A 17,335-nucleotide genomic window follows, 5' to 3' on the forward strand; every position below is an offset into this window, starting at 1 on the left:
CCTGCACCTCGCGCAGCGAAAGAAGCCCCCAGAATTTCCGGGGGCTTCTTTCGCTGCGCTATTGATCAAATGAGCTTACTGAGTGGTGAAGGTGAGGCTGTAAGGGGCCGCCATGTTGACGCCATTGGTGTTGCGGACGGCATCCGAGATGGTGACAGTACAGTTGCTAGCTGCCGGGAAGGTTATCCCAGAGCCGAGGCTGAAGGTGAACTCGGTATCTCCGCTCGCACTAGCCACGGTGGCGAAGTTGTAAAGTGTGCCGCCGCAATCGGCCGTGACGGTTGTGGCAGAGACGGTGTTCTTGTTCATGCTCTGGTCGAAAGCGACAATGACCGTGCCGTTGACCGGGATATTGGTGTCGCCATCCTGCGGGATGGTCCAGAGGACGCTCGGCGCCGGGACTGCCGCAGGAAGGTTGATGACGCCCGCGATCTCCCCGGTAAGGTTGGGGCCGTTGTCGCCGCAGACCCCACCGGGGAAGGTCAGAGTAATGGTGATGATCGTTTGCGTGGGGGTAGCGGTTGGGTCGATATCGCTGAGCAGGGTAAAGGTCCGGACCCACGGTGAAGCTGTTGCGGTGTCCCCGATCACGGACTTCCCGCCATTGACCAGGGTGCCGGCTGAGGTCGTGATGTTCAATTCCGTTCCGGCGATGGGCGGGGCGCCATTGGCGTCCTCGATAGTAATAGTGAAGTTCTGGCTTTCACCAATCTCAAGCGCGAAACCAAGCGCGGGATCCGGGACAACGGACATGCCCATGGCACCGCTCATCAGATAATCAAACTTCCGCCAGATGGTCGTGCTGGTGTCGCAGGTGCCGTTGGCCGGGGTGTAGGCATTGTTCTCGTCGACGTCGACATACAGCTCCCCTGCTTCGTAAAAACCACTCTCGTTGCCGTCGATGTAAGGTTCACCTTGATCGCCGGTACAGATGTCGCCAGCGTCGTAGACGCCGTTGCCGTTCACGTCCTGGAATCCCTCGTTGCCTGTCACATAGGCGACCACCTGGCAGTGAGATACGTCACTGAGGGGCGGCGACGGGAAGTTGAAATCGAGTCCGTGGGTGACGGTCTCTGCGATTTTTCCCTTGGTGGTCGAGGTGACGAAGCCGGTAGCGCTGTCGCCGATGGTGGCACAGCCCGGTTCCACCATGAAACTGACGTTGGTTCCATCCGGGACCGGATTCCCGTAGCGGTCTCCCACAGTAATGTTGTATGCGGAGGTGCAGCCATCATACAGGAGGGAGGGGACATTCAAGGGGCTTCCGGAGACGGGAAGATGCAGGGAGTCGGGCGTTCCGCTGACCACCGTCACCTGGGCGACGGTGCTGATATCGGACCCCAGAGAGCTCGCCACAGTAGCGGTGATGTCGACCGTTCCGGAGACGGTCCCGGCGCGGAAGGTCGCAAATGCCTGGCCGGCCACTGTATTGGTTGTCACCGAAGTGGCATAGGGGCTCGAACCGTCGGAGAGAAGCTCCCCGCCACCGAGCTGCAGCGGGTCGAGGGAAAGCGTCACGGGTGTTCCATCCGCTACTGGGTTGCTACCGGGGTCCTTGACCGCGAAGGTGATGACGGAAGTTTGCGTCCCCGGCTGGCCAAGTTGCTGCACGAATTCAGGAATGACGCTGACCACCTGTACTGAGCCGGCTGCACTCGGGGCCACGGTAAAGGTGATGGTTTTGCTGACTAGGCCGGCGGTGGCCGTTACAGTGAGGGACCCGGAGACGTTCCCAGCATTCAGGGACGCTGTGGCTTCGCCGTTAGTTGTGGTGGCCGAGGTGGTGACGGTCGCCGCCGTGGCGGTGCCCGAGAGGCTGAAGGTCACCGGGGTGTTGTCGGCGACGTTGTTGCCCAGCAGATCCTTGACCGTGGCGGTCAGGGTAGCCTGCCCGAACAGCGACAACGCGGTCGTATTCACTGGCAAAGAAGTAAGGGTGATAGTTGCCGGATCCCCGGCCAGGAAGTCAACCGTCACGTCCTTGGTGGCGAGGCTCCCCGCCGCGGCCCTGATCGTAGCCGTCTCAATGGTCGAGTCGGTTACCTCCACACTGGCCTGCCCGAGGCTGTTGGTAATGGCTGAGCCGGTGCTGAGCAGGGCATCCCCGACCGTCACCTGAAAGTTAACGGGAACGCCGGCGACACGGGAATTGCCGTAATCGACGACCGTGGCAACCAGGGTTTTGCTGCTGCTGCCATCGGCGATGCTCTCAGAAGTTGCCGGTGCGAACTGCAGGCTGCTGCCAAAATAGAGCGGAATTTCGATGGTCTCGCTACCAGTCACGGTTACCACGACATTTTCGGCGGTGGCGTCAGTGACGGTCACCGAAACCTCACCGTTTATGTCGGTGGTGTAGGGACCGGCCGGGGTAATGGTTGCAGCGCCGTTCACGGAAATATCAAGGGTTTGACCCGCGGCGGGGAGTTTGGTCCCGAGGTCGGTAACCGTGGTCACAACCGTCGAAGTGTCATTGACCTTCAAGGCACTCAGGGTGGCGGAGGCCGTGGTGCCATAGGTGGCGGTCGGCGCCTTGAAGGTGACGTTCGCTGTGCCGGAGATGCTGGGGACCCCGGAGACCTGGGCCAGGATGCCGATGGTGCTGCCGTTGTTGCCGGTGTCCGTGGCGGTTAGGGTCACGGCACCGTTCTGGTCAGTGACGCCGACAGACGGGGTGAGCAGATTGTCACTGTCACCGTAGTTCGGAATGAAGGTGAGCGAAACGCCGGGGATGCCACCACTGTTGCCATCGCGCAGATAGGCAGTCAGGGTCGCTGCCCCGGTTGCATTGACGGCGCTGGGGGTGATGGAGAGGGTCGGGCCGAAAGTAAAGGTCTGCTCCCGGCTGACAATGCCGGAATAGACCCGTAAAGTGATGTTCTCGGCCGTCGGATCGGTAATGCTGAATGTCTCTTGACCGAAAGCGTCTGTCATTCCGCCGTTTGTCGCGGTGACGACCGCGCTACCGGCACTGACCACCGTGGAAAGCGTGATGCCCGCCGCGGCATTGCCATTGACATCCACGGCGGTGGCGCGAAGGGTTGCCGAGCCGCCTGCCGCCAAGACGGAACTCGGAGAAATCTGGTCAATGGTAATACTTGCCAGTTTGTAGAAGACATTGATGTCCACTGTGGCGGTCTTGATGTTGGAGGAGCGGACGCTGATGGTGTCCGTCCCGGCGGCGTTGCCGGCGGTATAGTTGAGGGTGGCAAGACCACTGAGATTGGTGGTTGCCGTCAGTGCACTGAGATTGCCGCTGGTGGTGTTGGGGGAGACGGTGAAGATCAGGGTTGCATTGCTTACCGCGTTGCCCTGTGCATCGGTCGCCGTAGCGATTAACCCGGAGGTTTCGCCGAGGGCGACGCTGGTTGGTGTGGCTTGCAGGGTGATGGTCGCTACCGGACCCGGCACGAAACTGACAGCTGTGCTGGCGGTAAAACCGCCAAAAGAAGCCTGGACGGTTGCCGACCCGGTCGAGGTGGTGCTGGTCAAGGATACCGATGCGTAACCGGCTGCGTCCGTGGTGGCGCTGGCGGCGGAGAGGGTGCCCAGGGTGGTGGTAAAGGAGACGGATGCCCCGGGGACCGGCTTGTTGTCGATATCGAGGACCAACGCCCGCATCAGAGTGTTGGAAGTGCCGTCCGCCGTAATCGAACTGACCCCCGAACTCAGGGAGACCGATTTGATGACGACCGCTGAAGCACTTACGGTCAGGGTGCTGGAGGCAGTCAGGGCATTGGACATGGTGCGAACGGAGACGATGTCATCGCCGGTGGTGCTGCCGGCGGTGTAGTTGATGCTGGCCTGGCCGTTGATGTCTGTGGTGGCGGTCAGAGAACCGAGGCTGCCGCCGCTGGTGTTGGTGGTAATGGCAAAGGCAAGGGCCTCGCCGCTGGCCGGGTTGCCGTTAGCATCGACAACTGCGACGTTGATCATGCTGGTTCCATTGGGCTGGGTGGTTGAGGGGAAAAAGGAAATCGTGGGAATCACCGGAGCCCCGGCGACAAAAGCCACGCTTTGGGAATCTGCCGAGACGCCGCCTGCAATCGCATTGACCTGTGCGGTACCAATGGAGGTGCCGCTTACCAGGCTCACCTGGGCAATGCCGTTGGCATTAGTTATGGCGCTTGAAGGGTTTACGTTGCCCAGTGTGGTGGAAAAGGTGACAGTCGCACCCTCGATGGGGCCGCTGCCGCCCGAGACAACGGCGCGCAGCAGGGTTGAGGCAGTTCCATCTGCCGTGATGCTGTTACTTCCTGTAGTAAGCGAAACAGCCGTGACCTCCGAGTTATTGATATTGGTTGGGGAGGTAGTTGTTGAGTCACTTTCTTTTCCGCAGCCTCCTGCCATCAACAGGATTACTGCAAGCAAGACATAAGAGATCCTGATTAGGTCCGATTCTCAGCTTGATGCGGATCGCCCCTACAAGAGCCCAAGCCGTAGCGATGAATTGAACAATGGGGCCCCTACATATTGGATGCCCAAGGTGCTCTCGCCCCTCAGCTGAGAATTAGGGCTAATCAGGTAAGAGATTAGAATTTTTTTCATCAAACCCTCCCTTTTGGTGCAATAGTGAGTTTTTATGGTCTCTGGGTATTTTCCCATAGTAATCGACAATATGAGCCAACTTACTACCACGGAGCTAGGGGAAAAACAACTTATTTATAATGAGTTCTGGCTTGCCGCCCGCATTCATCAACGTGGGAATGGTTTGTCAATGCACATAAAATGCCAGGAGATCTCATCGATTTTCAGGATTGACTTTTCTTCGACTCCGGGAATTGGAAATCCGATAATCGCCCAAATTCAGGTTAACTAGCTGTTGATATATGGAAGAAAGAAATGTTTGTGCCTGGGAATGTTGCTGATTAGGGCGGGATGCCAAGTGCCCTAGCCTCTTTGCGGGAATCAAAATAGAGTCCAGCCAACTTCCTGGCGAATTAAGCCCTACGGTAATGGCAGCCAGGTCGATCGCACCGGTGGGGTTGCGGGGCAGCCAAGAAAGCCGTGGATTGTTTTCCCGTTTGCGCTCGGGTAAGATGATTCACATTATCCATAGAAATTCCTGATTAGGTCTGATTCTCAGCTATGACACATTCTGTCGCACAGGGAGCATAGAGTTTGGCCATGGAACTCATGAATAACAAGGAGGTTAGCATCCATGGCCATCAATCGTATCCAGTTCCAACCGGGGCTGAGCTTGGCTGATTTTCTCAAAGACTATGGTACGGAGGCCCAATGCGAGGCGATCCTTGAGCACTCGCGCTGGCCCCAAGGATTTGTCTGTCCAGCATGCGGTGCAAGCCGCGCGGTCCAGTTTCGGCGAGGACGGTCGAACATCTTCCAGTGCTGTCGCTGCCGCAAACAGATCTCGCTGATCTCCGGAACGATTTTCCATGGGAGCAATCTGCCGCTGACCCAGTGGTTTCTGGCCCTCTACTTCATGACACAAGGCAAGTCCGGCCTGTCGATGCTGGAGTTGAGACGAATGCTGGGTTTGAGCTACAAAGCGGCTTGGCGGCTCAAGCACAAGCTCATGCAGGCGATGTTCGAGCGCGAAGAGACAACGGTTCTGGCCCAGCGGGTCGAGATCGACGACGCCTACTTGGGCGGGGAACGCTCCGGCGGTAAGGTTGGTCGCGGTTCGGAGAACAAAGTTCCCTTCATTGCGGCAGTGGAGACCAGTCACGAGGGCCATCCGCTGCGAGCTGTTTTTAGCCGGGTGACGACCTTCAGCAGCCATGACGTTGATCAATGGGCCAAGAATCACTTGGCACCGACGGCGCTGGTCGTTTCTGATGGCCTGAATTGCTTCCGCGCCGTCACCAAGACTGGGTGCTACCATCAGCGAAAGGTGGTTGGTGATCAACGCAGAAGTACCGACATGGGCTGCTTCCACTGGATCAACACCATCCTGGGCAATCTTAAGACGGCCATGGCCGGAACGTATCATGCGTTTGACTTCGACAAATATGCGCATCGCTATCTGGCCGAGTTTCAGTACCGGTTCAACCGGCGGTTCGATCTGCGCAGCATGCTGCCAAGACTGCTGTTCGCCTGTGTCTCAATCGGCAAGCGGCCCGAGGCCTGGCTTCGCCGAGCTGAGAATTGGACCTAATCAGGTAGAAATTTGAAAGGCAGGTCCATGGGTTACCGCAATCTTGCCGCCGCCGCGGCTGATCTCGAGCGCACCGGCCAGCTGCTGCGCGTCACCGCCGAAGTCGATCCGGATCAGGAGGTAGCGGCGATTCAGCGCCGGGTCTATGCCGGGGGCGGGCCGGCGCTCCTCTTCACCAACCTCAAAGGGTGCCGCTTCCCGGCGCTCGCCAATCTCTTCGGCACCTTAGAGCGCACCCGCTTTCTCTTTCGCGACGCCCTCCCCGGCGTCGAAGCCCTGGTTCGCCTCAAGCTCGACCCCGCCGAACTGCTGCGTCACCCGTTGCGCTTTGCCGGCGCTCCGGCGGCGGCCCTGCGGTTGCTGCCAAAGCGCGTAGGGACGGGGCCAATTCTTGCCCAAACCACCACCGTGGGCGAATTGCCGCAGATCAAGTCCTGGCCCGACGACGGCGGCGCCTTCATCACCCTGCCCCAGGTCTACTCCGAACATCCCGGCCAGCCCGGCTGGCGCCATTCCAACCTCGGCATGTACCGGGTCCAGCTCTCCGGCGGCGCCTATCGTCCCGGGGCCGAGGTCGGCCTCCACTACCAGATTCACCGCGGCCTCGGCGTCCATCACGCCGCCGCCCGCGAGCGCGGCGAATCGCTGCCGGTGAGCGTCTTCCTCGGTGGTCCGCCGAGCCTGACGGTGGCGGCGGTGATGCCGCTGCCGGAGGGGATGCCGGAGCTTGCCTTTGCCGGGCTCCTCGGTGGACGACGCATCAAGCTCGTCCAGGGATGCAATGGCCTGCCTATGCCGGCCGAAGCCGACTTCGTTATCTGCGGGCGTATCGATCCGCAACGGACGCTTCCCGAGGGCCCATTTGGCGACCATCTCGGCTACTACAGCCTGGTCCACGATTTTCCGGTGCTGCAGGTGGAGCAGGTTTTCCACCGGCCGGGGGCGATCTGGCCCTTCACCAGCGTCGGCCGGCCGCCGCAGGAGGACACCAGCTTCGGGGCTTTTATCCACGAGCTGACCGGCGACCTGATCCCGAGCGTTCTCCCCGGCATCCACGCGGTGCATGCCGTCGACGCCGCCGGCGTCCACCCGCTGCTGCTGGCGATCGGCAGCGAGCGCTATGTCCCCTACGCCGCCGAGCGCCGCCCGCAGGAGCTTTTGACCCTCGGCAACGCCCTGCTCGGCCAAGGGCAGCTCTCCCTCGCCAAGTACCTGCTGCTGACCGCTCGCGAGGACAGCCCGCAGCTCGATATCCACGATATACCAGCCTTTTTCCGGCATCTGCTGGAGCGGGTCGACTGGCGCCGCGACCTCCATTTCCAGACCTGCACCACCATCGACACCCTCGACTATTCGGGCAGCGGCCTCAACCAGGGGTCGAAGGTGGTGATCGTCGCCGCCGGCCCGCCGCGCCGAAAACTGCCGGTCGAGCTGCCGGCCGGGCTGCGTCTCCCCGCCGGCTTCAGTGCTCCGCGGGTCGCCCTGCCCGGGGTGCTGCTGGTGCAGGGGCCAGCAGCGTGGGAGAAGGAGGCCGGGACGATCCAGGGCTTTTGCGATCACTTCACCGCAAACGACGGCATCAACGACTTCCCGCTGGTGGTGGTGGTCGATGACAGTGACTTCACCGCCCGCAGCCTCGATAATTTGCTCTGGGTGACCTTTACCCGCTCCGACCCGGCGCAGGATATTTACGGGATTGGCGCTGCGATTAAGAACAAACACTGGGGCTGCCAGGGTGCCTTGGTGGTCGATGCCCGCCGCAAGCCGCACCATGCGCCGCCGCTCCTCGAGGATCCGGCGGTGGCGGCCCGGGTCGAAGCACTGGCGGCGCCTGGCGGGCCGCTGCATGGCTGTTATTGAATTGGTGTGTTGAGGATGGGGAATCGATGGGGCGGAAATTTTCGGACGCTGCCGGGACGCGGGCGTGCTGCTGCGCCGGCGCTGGAAATAGCTTTTACGCCCTGGCGCCGAACGGGCCAGGGCTACTGCCTCGGCCGGGGCTAGCCTTCAGCCCGGCCGTGGGACCAGGCAGTCCTCTCGCCAGCAGCAGTCGAGCTGACTGCAGTCGAGACGTCCGGCGGTGCCGAAGCAGGGCTGGTTCCCTTCCGCCTGCTGAACGGCCCGGATCAGGTCGCCCTTCTTGATCCGGCTGATGCCGTTCATCCCCAGGGCATAGGCGCGTTGGCGTACTTCATCGATCTTCATGGGGACTCCTTTGCTGGACAGACGATTAGCCATAGTTAATTGAAAATCAATAATTACCCATAAACGGCCGGCTTGTCAACAGGATGCGTCGGGGACTGGGGAAATTGGCGTGGGGAAATTGGCGTTGCCTTGCGCCACGCCGAGGGTTTAAGATGGCTGCGGCCGTCCGGCAGCTGATGCCCGGGCGGCCGCAGCGTGCATCGGCACGGATGGCATCTCTCCGGTTGGCTAAGGTAGCAGCGATGAATAGCGCAGGATTGAATCTGGGGGCAGCGATTGGCAACACTCCCCTGGTGGAATTGACCCGGCTGCAGTCCCGGCCCGGGGTGAGGATTCTTGCCAAACTCGAAGGGAACAACCCCGGCGGCTCGGTCAAGGACCGTCCGGCCTGGTTCATGATCAAAACCGCGGAGGCGTCCGGGCTGCTCGATCGCGGCCAGACCATTCTCGAACCGACCTCGGGCAATACCGGTATCGCGCTGGCGATGATCGGCGCCGCCCGCGGTTACCGGGTCAAGCTGGTGATGCCGGCCTGTGTCAGCGTCGAGCGGCGCAGCGTCCTCGAAGCCTACGGCGCCGAGCTGGTCCTCTCGCCGGCCGAGGAGGCAACCGACGGCGCGATCCGCCTGGCGCACCAGATCCTGGCCGAAGATCCCGACCGCTACTACATGCCCAACCAGTATGCCAACAGCGCCAACGTCCAGGCCCACTATGAGACGACCGGGCCGGAAATTTTCCGCCAGAGCGATGGCGCGGTCGATATCTTCGTCGCCGGGATGGGAACCTCGGGGACCCTGATGGGGGTCGGCCGTTACCTGCGCGAAGCCAGGCCGGGCGTGCGCATCGTCGGCGTCGAGCCGCGCCTCGGCCACAAGGTCCAGGGGTTGAAGAATATGCGCGAGGCGATCGTGCCGGAGATTTATCAGGAACAGGCCCTCGACGCCAAGCTGACCGTCGAGGACGAGGAAGCCTTTGAGACCGCCCGGCAGCTGGCGTTCCGCGAGGGGATTTTCGCCGGCATGTCGAGCGGCGCCGCGGTGGCCGGGGCGCTGCGGCTGGCGAGCGAGCTGGAGCAGGGGACGATCGTCACCCTCCTGCCGGACCGCGGCGACCGCTACCTGAGTACCACCCTGTTCCGCTCGGTCTGCGCCTGCTGTCCCCCCTGACCTTATCGTGGTGAAGCCGATGGCCGTCCCGCAATTGGTGCGTCGCACCGCCGAAAAAGCGCTGGCCGCCTTCGTCGAGCGCCAGAACGCTGCCGGCCGGATCGCCGACGGGCGGCTCGCCTGGTCAGCGGAGGAGGAGAGTCTGCTGTTGTTCCTGACGCGCCCGGCGGCGACCCTCCCCCTGGTGCGCTTCCGCTTCGTCGCCGAGCTCGGCCAGTGGACCCTGCACTACCGTGATGACGCCGGGCGCTGGTGTTTTTATCTCAACGCGGGGCCGACCCTGGAGTTCGGCAAGCTGCTGGCCGTGGTCGACAGTGATCCCTTCAACTTCTTCTGGCCCGACTGACCTGCTTTCCTGCCCCCCGCTCCAATCCTCACCGCTCCTGCCAAATACTGCCGCCGCGCTCCCTGATCCCCGCGTCCGCTCATTGCATCGTCCCCGGGAACTGCTAGAGTTTTGCTGTGGCCCGCCAATCCCCTTGCCGCGACGATGCCAATGGAAGCGAACCTGCCGGAGCGCGCCCAGCTCCCCTTCGAAATCCTCCCCCAGCCCGATGAGATCACCTGCGGGCCGACCTGCCTGCACGCTCTCTACAACTACTACGGCGATTCTCTCCCGCTGCAGCAGGTCATTGCCGAGGTGCCGATGCTCGAAGGGGGTGGGACCCTGGCGGTACTGCTCGCCTGCCACGCCCTGCGCCGCGGTTACCGGGCGACCATCTATACCTACAAGCTGCAGCTCTTCGATCCGACCTGGCTCACCGGCCCGCCCGCCGAGCTGCCAGCCAAGCTGCGGGCGCAGATGGCGGTCAAGGACGACCCCCGGCTGCACGCTGCGAGTCGGGCCTACCTCGACTTCCTTGCCCTCGGCGGTGAACTTCGCTTCGAAGACCTGACCACCGGCCTGATCCGCAAGTTTCTCAACCGGGGCGCCCCGGTCATTTCCGGCCTGTCGGCGACCTACCTCTACCACAGCCCGCGGGAGTTCGGCCCCAACGCCGATTACGACGACATTCGTGGTGAGCCATCGGGACACTTTGTCGTACTGCGCGGTTATGACCGTCAGCAGCGCACAGTGCTGATCGCCGACCCCCTGGCGAGCAACCCGGTGGGGGCCGGTCAGCGTTACGAAGTGAGCATCGACCGGGTCATCTGCGCTATCCTGCTCGGGGTGCTGACCTATGACGCCAACCTGTTGATCATCCGGCCGCCAGGCCCGAAGGGAAGAAGTGATGCCGACTCTCATCGTCGTTGACGACCCGGCCGACTGGCCGCTGACCATCCCCGGCGCCGAGCTGGTACCGGCCCGCGCCTACCTGACTGAGACGCGCTTCAACGCGCTACGCCATGTCAAGGTCTTCAACCTCTGCCGCTCCTACCGCTACCAGAGCATCGGCTACTACGTTTCGCTCCTCGCCACCGCCCGCGGCCACAAGCCGCTCCCCGGCATCACCACCATCCAGGATCTGAAATCCCAGGCAATCGTCAAGGTCGCCGCCGAGGACCTTGACGCCCTGATCCAGAAGAGCCTCGGCCACCTGCAGTCCAGGGAATATCTCCTCTCGGTCTACTTCGGTCGCAACCTCGCCAAGCACTATGATCCTCTCAGCCAGCGGCTCTTCAAGCAGTTTCCGGCCCCCTTCCTTCGTTGTTCCTTTGCCTACAGCAGCAAGAGCGAACGCTGGTTGCTGCAGGGACTGACGCCGGTGGCGGCGGCCGAGATACCCGACGAGCATCGCGAATTCGTGGTCGCGGTCGCCGGCGACTATTTCCGCGGGCGCCGGCCGCGAGGAGGAAGCCAGGGGCGCAGCCGCTACGACCTCGCGATCCTGGTGGCTCCGGGAGAGGCCGACCCTCCCTCCGACCGCCGGGCGCTGCAAAGGTTTCTACGCGCCGCGACCCGGATCGGATTCACTCCCGAGCTGATCGGCAAGGATGACGTCGGTCGCCTCGGCGAATTCGACGCCCTCTTCATCCGCGAGACGACCAGCGTCAACCACCACACCTACCGCTTTGCCCGGCGGGCGGCGGCCGAGGGGCTGGTGGTCATCGACGATCCCGAGTCGATTCTCAAGTGCACCAACAAGGTCTTTCTCGCCGAACTGCTGGAGCGCAACAAGGTGCCGACGCCGCGCACCATGATCGTTCATCGCGGCAACCGCGCCCAGGTCAGCGAGACTCTCGGCCTCCCCTGCATCCTTAAGCAGCCCGACTCCTCTTTTTCCCGCGGGGTGATCAAGGTCGAGAGCGAGGCGGCCTGCAAAGAGGCGATCGGCCGCCTGCTGGAAAAGTCGGAGCTGATCATCGCCCAGGAGTTTCTCCCCACCGCCTACGACTGGCGCGTCGGCATCTTCGACCGCCAGCCCCTTTACGCCTGCCGCTACTACATGGCGAAGAGCCACTGGCAGATCCTCAAGCATGACGTTGGCGGCAAGCTGGTCGACGAGGGGCGCTTCGATACCATCCCGGTCGAGCATCTGCCGACCCCGGTGCTGCGCACGGCGCTGAAGGCGGCCAACCTGATCGGGGACGGTCTCTACGGGGTCGATCTCAAGCAGGTCGGCGACCAGGTCTACGTCATCGAGGTCAACGACAATCCGAACCTCGACGCCGGCGTCGAGGACCAGGTCCTGAAGGAGGATCTCTATCTGCGGATCATGCGGGTGATGTTGCGGCGGGTCGAGCAGCGCAAGGAACGGGTGCCGGCATGAAACGCCCCCTGCATCTCTTTGAAGGATTCGGCGTCGAGATCGAGTACATGATTGTCGACCGGGAGCGGCTGACGGTGCTGCCGGTGGCTGACCAGGTGCTGACCGCGCAGGCGGGGGAGCTGACCGACGAGGTGGAGGTCGGGGCGCTGGCCTGGTCTAACGAGCTGGTGCTGCATGTCATCGAGCTGAAGACCAACGGGCCGGCCGCGCGGCTGGAGGGGCTCGCCAGCACCTTCCAGGAGCATGTCGGCAAGATCAACCGCCACCTTGGTCCTCTCGGCGGCATGCTCCTTCCCGGGGGGATGCACCCGTCGATGGACCCGCTGCGGGAAACCCTGCTCTGGCCTCACGACAACAGCCCGATTTATCAGGCCTACGACCGGATTTTCGGTTGCCGCGGCCATGGTTGGGCCAACCTGCAGAGTGTCCACCTCAACCTCCCCTTTGCCAGCGACGAGGAGTTCGGCCGCCTCCATGCCGCCATTCGCCTGGTGCTGCCGATCCTGCCGGCGCTGGCAGCGAGTTCACCCCTGCTCGATGGCCGATCGACCGGGCTGCTCGACAACCGGCTCGAGGTCTATCGCCTCAACCAGCGGCTGGTGCCGTCCGTTACCGGCCGGGTTATCCCCGAGCCGGTCTTCTCCCCCCGTGCCTACCGGGAGGAGGTGCTGGAGACGATGTACCGGGAGATCGCGGCCCGGGACCCCGAAGCGGTCCTGCAGCACGAGTGGCTCAACTCCCGCGGCGCCATCGCCCGCTTTGAACGGAACACTATTGAAATCCGTTTGCTCGATGTTCAGGAGTGTCCGGCTGCCGACCTGGCGATCGTCTCCTTGCTGGTCGCCCTGCTGCGCGCCCTGGTCGGCGAGGAGTGGCTGAGTTACGCCGAGCAGCAGCTCTGGTCCGTCGCCGAACTGGAGCCGATCCTGCTCGCCACGATCCGGGATGGCGAGGCGGCCCTCATCGAGGACCGGCGCTATCTGGAGGCCCTCGGGGTGCCGGAGGCGCCATGCCGTGCCGGCCAGCTCTGGCGCCGCCTGGCCGAACGCTGCGGCGGACTGCTGGCAGCGCCCCAGCAGGAAGCCCTGGAACTGATTCTCCGGTCCGGAACCCTGGCCCGGCGCCTGGTGCAGCGGCTCGGTCCTGCCCCGACGGCGCCGCTTGTGGTCGACTGCTACCGGGAGCTGGGTGCCTGCCTCGCGGAAGGAAGGCTCTTTGATGGCTGACATGCGCCTGGTCCTGAGCTGTGAGCATGCCGGCAACCAGGTCCCGGGGCCCTGGGAGGGGGCTTTTCTCGGGCACGAGGCGCTGCTGGAGACCCACCGCGGCTACGACATCGGGATTTTCCCCTTTGCCGAACGGCTGGCGGCCCAGCGCGGGGTTTTCCTGAATGCCTGCCGGGTCACCCGACTGCTGGTCGATGCCAATCGCAGTCCGCACAGCCAAACCCTCTTCTCCGAGTTCTCCCGCGCCCTGCCGGCGGCCGCGCGGCGTTCGCTGCTGGAACGCTACTACCATCCGTATCGGCAGGCGGTGGTTCGCCAGGTCGACCAGGCCCTGTCCGGGGGGAGTGCGGTCCTTCATCTTTCCCTGCATTCCTTTACCCCGCATTTTCGCGGCGTCGAACGCAATGCCGATGTCGGCCTGCTCTACGATCCGGGGGTGCCGGCGGAGAACCGGCTCTGTCGGCGCTGGCAGCAACTGCTTCGGGAAAGCGGCCGGTCCTGGCGGGTGCGCCGCAATTACCCTTACCGGGGGGCCGCCGACAGTCTGGTGACCTGGTTGCGACGGCGCAAGCGGCATCAGGACCCCTACCTTGGAATTGAGCTCGAAATCAACCAGCGCTGGCCGCTGACCGGCGGCGAAGGCTGGCAGCAGTTGCAGGACGACCTCCTCCGCAGCCTGGATATGCTGCTCGATCGGCCGGTCCTCCAGAACTGGTACGATGAGGAACGGCATCCCTGAGCCCCTTCCCGCCCCCGGTATTCATTGACAGGCCCGGGGATCGGGGCAGACTTAGAGAAGAACCGATGGGAGAAAACGGGTCATGTGGGCAGAACGTTTGATCATTGCGTTCATCCTTTTACTGCTGGCGCCGGCCGTGGATCTTGCCGCCCATGCCCAGGAGTCGGAGCAGGAAGCGGTCGCCGTCTCCCCGCCCCAGGAAAAAACACCGCCATTGGGTGTCGCCGAGGTGGTGCCACGTCTTTCCAGTCTCACTGAAGAGGCGGGGACCGCACTGTCCCGGGTCGACACCCTCCAGGATCATCGCGCTGTTACTGCCTTATTGGAGCAGGAACGGGGACGCCAGGAGGCGCTGCAAAAACGCCTGGCCACCCTCGGTGATCCCGCCGGCTGGAGTATCGAGCGGCTCCTCGATATCCGTGGTCGCCTGGTTGAACAGCGAAATGCCCTCAAGGGGCTGGTCGATATGATTTCGCAACCGCTGGCCGAACTCGACCGGTTGCGAACGGCCTGGGAAGAGAATAAGACATTCTGGCAGGATTGGGAGAAACAGGTCCGGGAGCAGAAATTGCCACTGCCCCGGGATGCCTTTGCCAAGGCAGGGGAGACGATCACCACGGTTCTGGAAAAGACCAACCAGGCCTTTTCCCGTCTGATCGAGCTGCAAACCAGCGTCACCACCCTGCAGGAAAAAAACCTCAACGATTTGAACCGGATCGAGGCGAGCCTTGACGCCATGCGGCGCAAGACCTTCACCCGCACCGCCCCCTCCTTTTTCAATCCCGCCTTTTACCGGCAATTTAAGGACACCCTCCGGGCCCGGGTCGTAGAAGGTGTTCAGGAGAGCCAGGGGATTTCAGCGGGCTATTTCCGCGACCAGGGGTGGTTGCTGCTGCTGCAGGCCGGAGTCGCTCTTGTCCTCGGGCTTTTCATCCGCCGGCAGCGCCATACCCCGGAGGTTGCGGCGGAGTGGCATTTCATTCTCAAGCATCCCTGGGCCACCGGACTCTTCGCCGCGATCTCCGCACTGAGTTTCCTCTACCCCACCCCTTCGGCCTGGTGGCGGGTTTCCCTCTGGTTCCTGGTCGTTGGCTCAGCATCGATCCTGATTACCGGCCTGCTGGAAAACCGCCGCAAGATTTTCACCGTTTTCTTCCTGGCGGCACTCTTCCTGGTCTCCCTGTTGCTGCAAACCCTGTCGCTCCCGCAGCCCCTCTACCGGCTCTATCTTGCCGTCGTTACGCTGCTGAGCGTCCCGCTGTTATTGCAGGTGGCGCGGCGCAACCGGCAGGCAAAGGGAGGGCGAAGCGATCTCTTTGTTCTTTTCCTGCAGGTCCTGAGCCTCCTCTTTTTAACGGCCTTTGCCGCCCAGGCAGGGGGCTACTCGGTGTTGGCGTCACGACTCTTTGAGTCCTCCCTGGAGACGGTCTTTCTCTGGTTGGTGGCGGCGATGGCCATTCGTCTGGTCCGGGGCGGGGTTGAATACCTGTTCAGCCGGCCGCTTTTGCAGCGGAGCCGTTTCGTTCGCCGCTCCGGAGACGAGCTCGCCAGGCGATTGAAGAGCCTTTTTGACGTGTTCGTGGTCGGCTATGCCGGTTTTTACCTGTGCGTGGTCTGGGGTCTTGTCGATTCCGTTGCCCAGGCCTGGGCACGGTTGCTGGAGTTAGGGTTCCCCTGGGGCGAGACCTTTATCTCTGTACAGATGGTCCTGCTCGCCGCCCTGGTTATCTACCTTTCGATCGTGCTCTCCTGGGTCCTGCGTGCCCTGCTCGAGTGGGAGGTCTTTCCCCGCAAGGGGATGGATCGCGGCGTTCGGGATTCGATCAAAAAACTGCTCCATTACAGCCTGGTCTTTGTCGGCTTTCTGCTCGCCCTCAGCCTGGCCGGTATTGAACTGAAAAACTTTGCCGTCCTGGCCGGGGCCTTCGGTATCGGCATCGGATTCGGCCTGCAGAATATCGTCAACAATTTCGTCAGCGGCATCATTCTCCTCTTTGAGCGCCCGATCAAGGTCGGGGACATGGTGGTGATCGAAAACGAGTGGGGGACCGTGCGCAAAATCGGCCTGCGCTCGACAATTGTGGAAACCATTGACCAGTCGGAGATCATCGTTCCCAATTCAGACCTGGTTTCCCAGAAGGTGACCAACTGGACCCTTTCTACCAAGATGGCCCGGGTGGTCCTGCCGGTGGGGGTTGCTTATGGGAGCGACCTGGCCAAGGTGCTGGGGCTGCTGCTGGCGGCCGCGGAGGGGCATGAAGCGGTGGTGAAAGAGCCTGCCCCTTCGGCGATTTTCACCGCCTTCGGCAACAGTTCCATCGATTTTGAATTGCGGGTCTGGATCGCCGATATATCGCGCCGCCAGGTGGTGCGCAGCGAACTGGGCCAGGAGGTCGACCGCCTCTTCCGGGAAGAGGGCGTGGAAATCCCCTTCCCACAGCGGGACCTGCACCTGCGGTCCCTGGACAACTCCCTGCTCGATCGCGTGGCCCCGGGAAGGGGGGCGCGAAATCAGGCAATGCCGGCAGAAGACCAGAGCAAGGAGCCGGGCTAGTCCCCAGTAACCCATAATCTTTCGTATCTTGCTGGTTATTTTTCGCGTCAGCTGCGTTTTGGTGTTCGCTGTTTAGCTATGGCTAGGCAGCGAACACCATGCCTTGCTGACACGAAAAATCCCTGCGCAATCTTCCGAAATCCTATGAGTTACAGGGTACTGGGCCAAGTTGCCGCCTATTTCCAGATGTTGGTGAGTCTCCGGCGCTGGCGATCAATACTCTTCTGCCCCTCTTCAAGGGCGTCCATGAGGTGCTCGCGCCATTCTTCGGCGACCTCGCCCCCCTTTTCAACCAGGTCGCTGGTGCGGTCAGCGAGAGTATCAACCGTCTCGCGGACGGCCTCGGCCGAATCCCGGATCAGGGCTTCGGTTTCGTTTTTTACCTTCTTGCTGTAACGGCTAATCTGGCGGCGGGTTCTCTTGCCGGATTGCGGCGCAAAGAGGATGCCGATCCCGGCGCCGATCAGTCCACCGGCGATCAGCATGATTGCCCCGACGGTACTCGCTTTCTGGTTTCCATTCATGGTGTGCCTCCGATAAGGTCAAGTCTTCCTCTTCCTTTAACACAAAACGGCGGCGCTGCAAGATGCCGGAGTGCCCTTGCATTTATCAGGAGAGG

Annotated in this window: 12 protein-coding genes and 1 pseudogene; 9 read left to right on the forward strand and 4 right to left on the reverse strand. The window is 62.4% G+C overall.

The window, feature by feature from the left end; translation table 11 throughout:
• Positions 1 to 75 precede the first annotated feature (75 nt).
• A complete protein-coding gene (locus DBW_RS02000) occupies positions 76 to 3,933 on the reverse strand; it encodes a beta strand repeat-containing protein (protein WP_066723483.1) in 3,858 nt (1,285 codons plus the stop codon).
• A 126-nt stretch (positions 3,934 to 4,059) separates the two neighbouring features.
• Positions 4,060 to 4,347: pseudogene (locus tag DBW_RS19220) on the reverse strand (Ig-like domain-containing protein); the annotation flags it as partial.
• Between the two features lie 811 nt (positions 4,348 to 5,158).
• Between DBW_RS19220 and DBW_RS02010 the strand changes: the two are divergent.
• A complete protein-coding gene (locus DBW_RS02010; protein ID WP_066723323.1) occupies positions 5,159 to 6,115 on the forward strand; it encodes an IS1595 family transposase in 957 nt (318 codons plus the stop codon).
• A gap of 27 nt (positions 6,116 to 6,142) precedes the next feature.
• On the forward strand, positions 6,143 to 7,975 hold the full coding sequence (locus DBW_RS02015) for a UbiD family decarboxylase (protein ID WP_066723488.1): 1,833 nt from the start codon (positions 6,143 to 6,145) through the stop codon (positions 7,973 to 7,975).
• Positions 7,976 to 8,122: 147 nt separating this feature from the next.
• Here the strand turns inward: DBW_RS02015 and DBW_RS02020 are convergent, their stop codons facing one another.
• The gene (locus DBW_RS02020; RefSeq protein WP_066723491.1) at positions 8,123 to 8,320 is read right to left on the reverse strand and encodes a hypothetical protein; all 198 of its coding nucleotides are present in this window, start codon (positions 8,318 to 8,320) and stop codon (positions 8,123 to 8,125) included.
• Positions 8,321 to 8,562: 242 nt separating this feature from the next.
• Here DBW_RS02020 and DBW_RS02025 point away from each other — a divergent pair, with 242 nt between their 5' ends.
• From DBW_RS02025 to DBW_RS02055, 7 genes are all read left to right on the forward strand, one after another.
• On the forward strand, positions 8,563 to 9,486 hold the full coding sequence (locus tag DBW_RS02025) for a PLP-dependent cysteine synthase family protein (protein ID WP_066723494.1): 924 nt from the start codon (positions 8,563 to 8,565) through the stop codon (positions 9,484 to 9,486).
• A gap of 19 nt (positions 9,487 to 9,505) precedes the next feature.
• On the forward strand, positions 9,506 to 9,832 hold the full coding sequence (locus DBW_RS02030) for a DUF3024 domain-containing protein (protein ID WP_066723497.1): 327 nt from the start codon (positions 9,506 to 9,508) through the stop codon (positions 9,830 to 9,832).
• A gap of 150 nt (positions 9,833 to 9,982) precedes the next feature.
• Positions 9,983 to 10,741 carry a C39 family peptidase gene (locus tag DBW_RS02035; RefSeq protein WP_066723506.1) on the forward strand — a complete coding sequence of 253 codons (759 nt, stop codon included), beginning with the start codon at positions 9,983 to 9,985 and terminating at the stop codon, positions 10,739 to 10,741.
• Positions 10,719 to 12,197 (forward strand): RimK family protein, encoded by a 1,479-nt coding sequence (locus DBW_RS02040; protein ID WP_066723509.1) that lies wholly within the window; start codon positions 10,719 to 10,721, stop codon positions 12,195 to 12,197. Before DBW_RS02035 ends, DBW_RS02040 begins: the two co-directional genes overlap by 23 nt.
• On the forward strand, positions 12,194 to 13,423 hold the full coding sequence (locus DBW_RS02045; protein ID WP_066723521.1) for a carboxylate-amine ligase: 1,230 nt from the start codon (positions 12,194 to 12,196) through the stop codon (positions 13,421 to 13,423). The genes DBW_RS02040 and DBW_RS02045 overlap by 4 nt, the downstream gene beginning before the upstream one ends.
• Positions 13,416 to 14,162, forward strand: a complete 747-nt coding sequence (locus tag DBW_RS02050; RefSeq protein WP_066723524.1) for an N-formylglutamate amidohydrolase — start codon at positions 13,416 to 13,418, stop codon at positions 14,160 to 14,162. Before DBW_RS02045 ends, DBW_RS02050 begins: the two co-directional genes overlap by 8 nt.
• Before the next feature lie 82 nt (positions 14,163 to 14,244).
• Positions 14,245 to 16,716, forward strand: coding sequence for a mechanosensitive ion channel family protein (locus tag DBW_RS02055; RefSeq protein ID WP_066723532.1), 2,472 nt, complete (start codon positions 14,245 to 14,247; stop codon positions 16,714 to 16,716).
• Between the two features lie 176 nt (positions 16,717 to 16,892).
• Here the strand turns inward: DBW_RS02055 and DBW_RS02060 are convergent, their stop codons facing one another.
• Complete coding sequence (locus DBW_RS02060) at positions 16,893 to 17,240, reverse strand: YtxH domain-containing protein (protein WP_066723534.1); 348 nt, start codon at positions 17,238 to 17,240, stop codon at positions 16,893 to 16,895.
• Positions 17,241 to 17,335: the final 95 nt, after the last annotated feature.

Origin of the sequence: Desulfuromonas sp. DDH964 (assembly GCF_001611275.1) — a bacterium.
Classification (GTDB): domain Bacteria; phylum Desulfobacterota; class Desulfuromonadia; order Desulfuromonadales; family DDH964; genus DDH964.

Coding starts and splice junctions, on each gene's coding strand:
- DBW_RS02000 (WP_066723483.1), bottom strand. CDS start 3,933: ATGATCAACGTCGCAGTTGTCGATGCTAACGGCAACCCGGCCAGCGGC.
- DBW_RS02010 (WP_066723323.1), top strand. CDS start 5,159: ATGGCCATCAATCGTATCCAGTTCCAACCGGGGCTGAGCTTGGCTGAT.
- DBW_RS02015 (WP_066723488.1), top strand. CDS start 6,143: ATGGGTTACCGCAATCTTGCCGCCGCCGCGGCTGATCTCGAGCGCACC.
- DBW_RS02020 (WP_066723491.1), bottom strand. CDS start 8,320: ATGAAGATCGATGAAGTACGCCAACGCGCCTATGCCCTGGGGATGAAC.
- DBW_RS02025 (WP_066723494.1), top strand. CDS start 8,563: ATGAATAGCGCAGGATTGAATCTGGGGGCAGCGATTGGCAACACTCCC.
- DBW_RS02030 (WP_066723497.1), top strand. CDS start 9,506: ATGGCCGTCCCGCAATTGGTGCGTCGCACCGCCGAAAAAGCGCTGGCC.
- DBW_RS02035 (WP_066723506.1), top strand. CDS start 9,983: ATGGAAGCGAACCTGCCGGAGCGCGCCCAGCTCCCCTTCGAAATCCTC.
- DBW_RS02040 (WP_066723509.1), top strand. CDS start 10,719: ATGCCGACTCTCATCGTCGTTGACGACCCGGCCGACTGGCCGCTGACC.
- DBW_RS02045 (WP_066723521.1), top strand. CDS start 12,194: ATGAAACGCCCCCTGCATCTCTTTGAAGGATTCGGCGTCGAGATCGAG.
- DBW_RS02050 (WP_066723524.1), top strand. CDS start 13,416: ATGGCTGACATGCGCCTGGTCCTGAGCTGTGAGCATGCCGGCAACCAG.
- DBW_RS02055 (WP_066723532.1), top strand. CDS start 14,245: ATGTGGGCAGAACGTTTGATCATTGCGTTCATCCTTTTACTGCTGGCG.
- DBW_RS02060 (WP_066723534.1), bottom strand. CDS start 17,240: ATGAATGGAAACCAGAAAGCGAGTACCGTCGGGGCAATCATGCTGATC.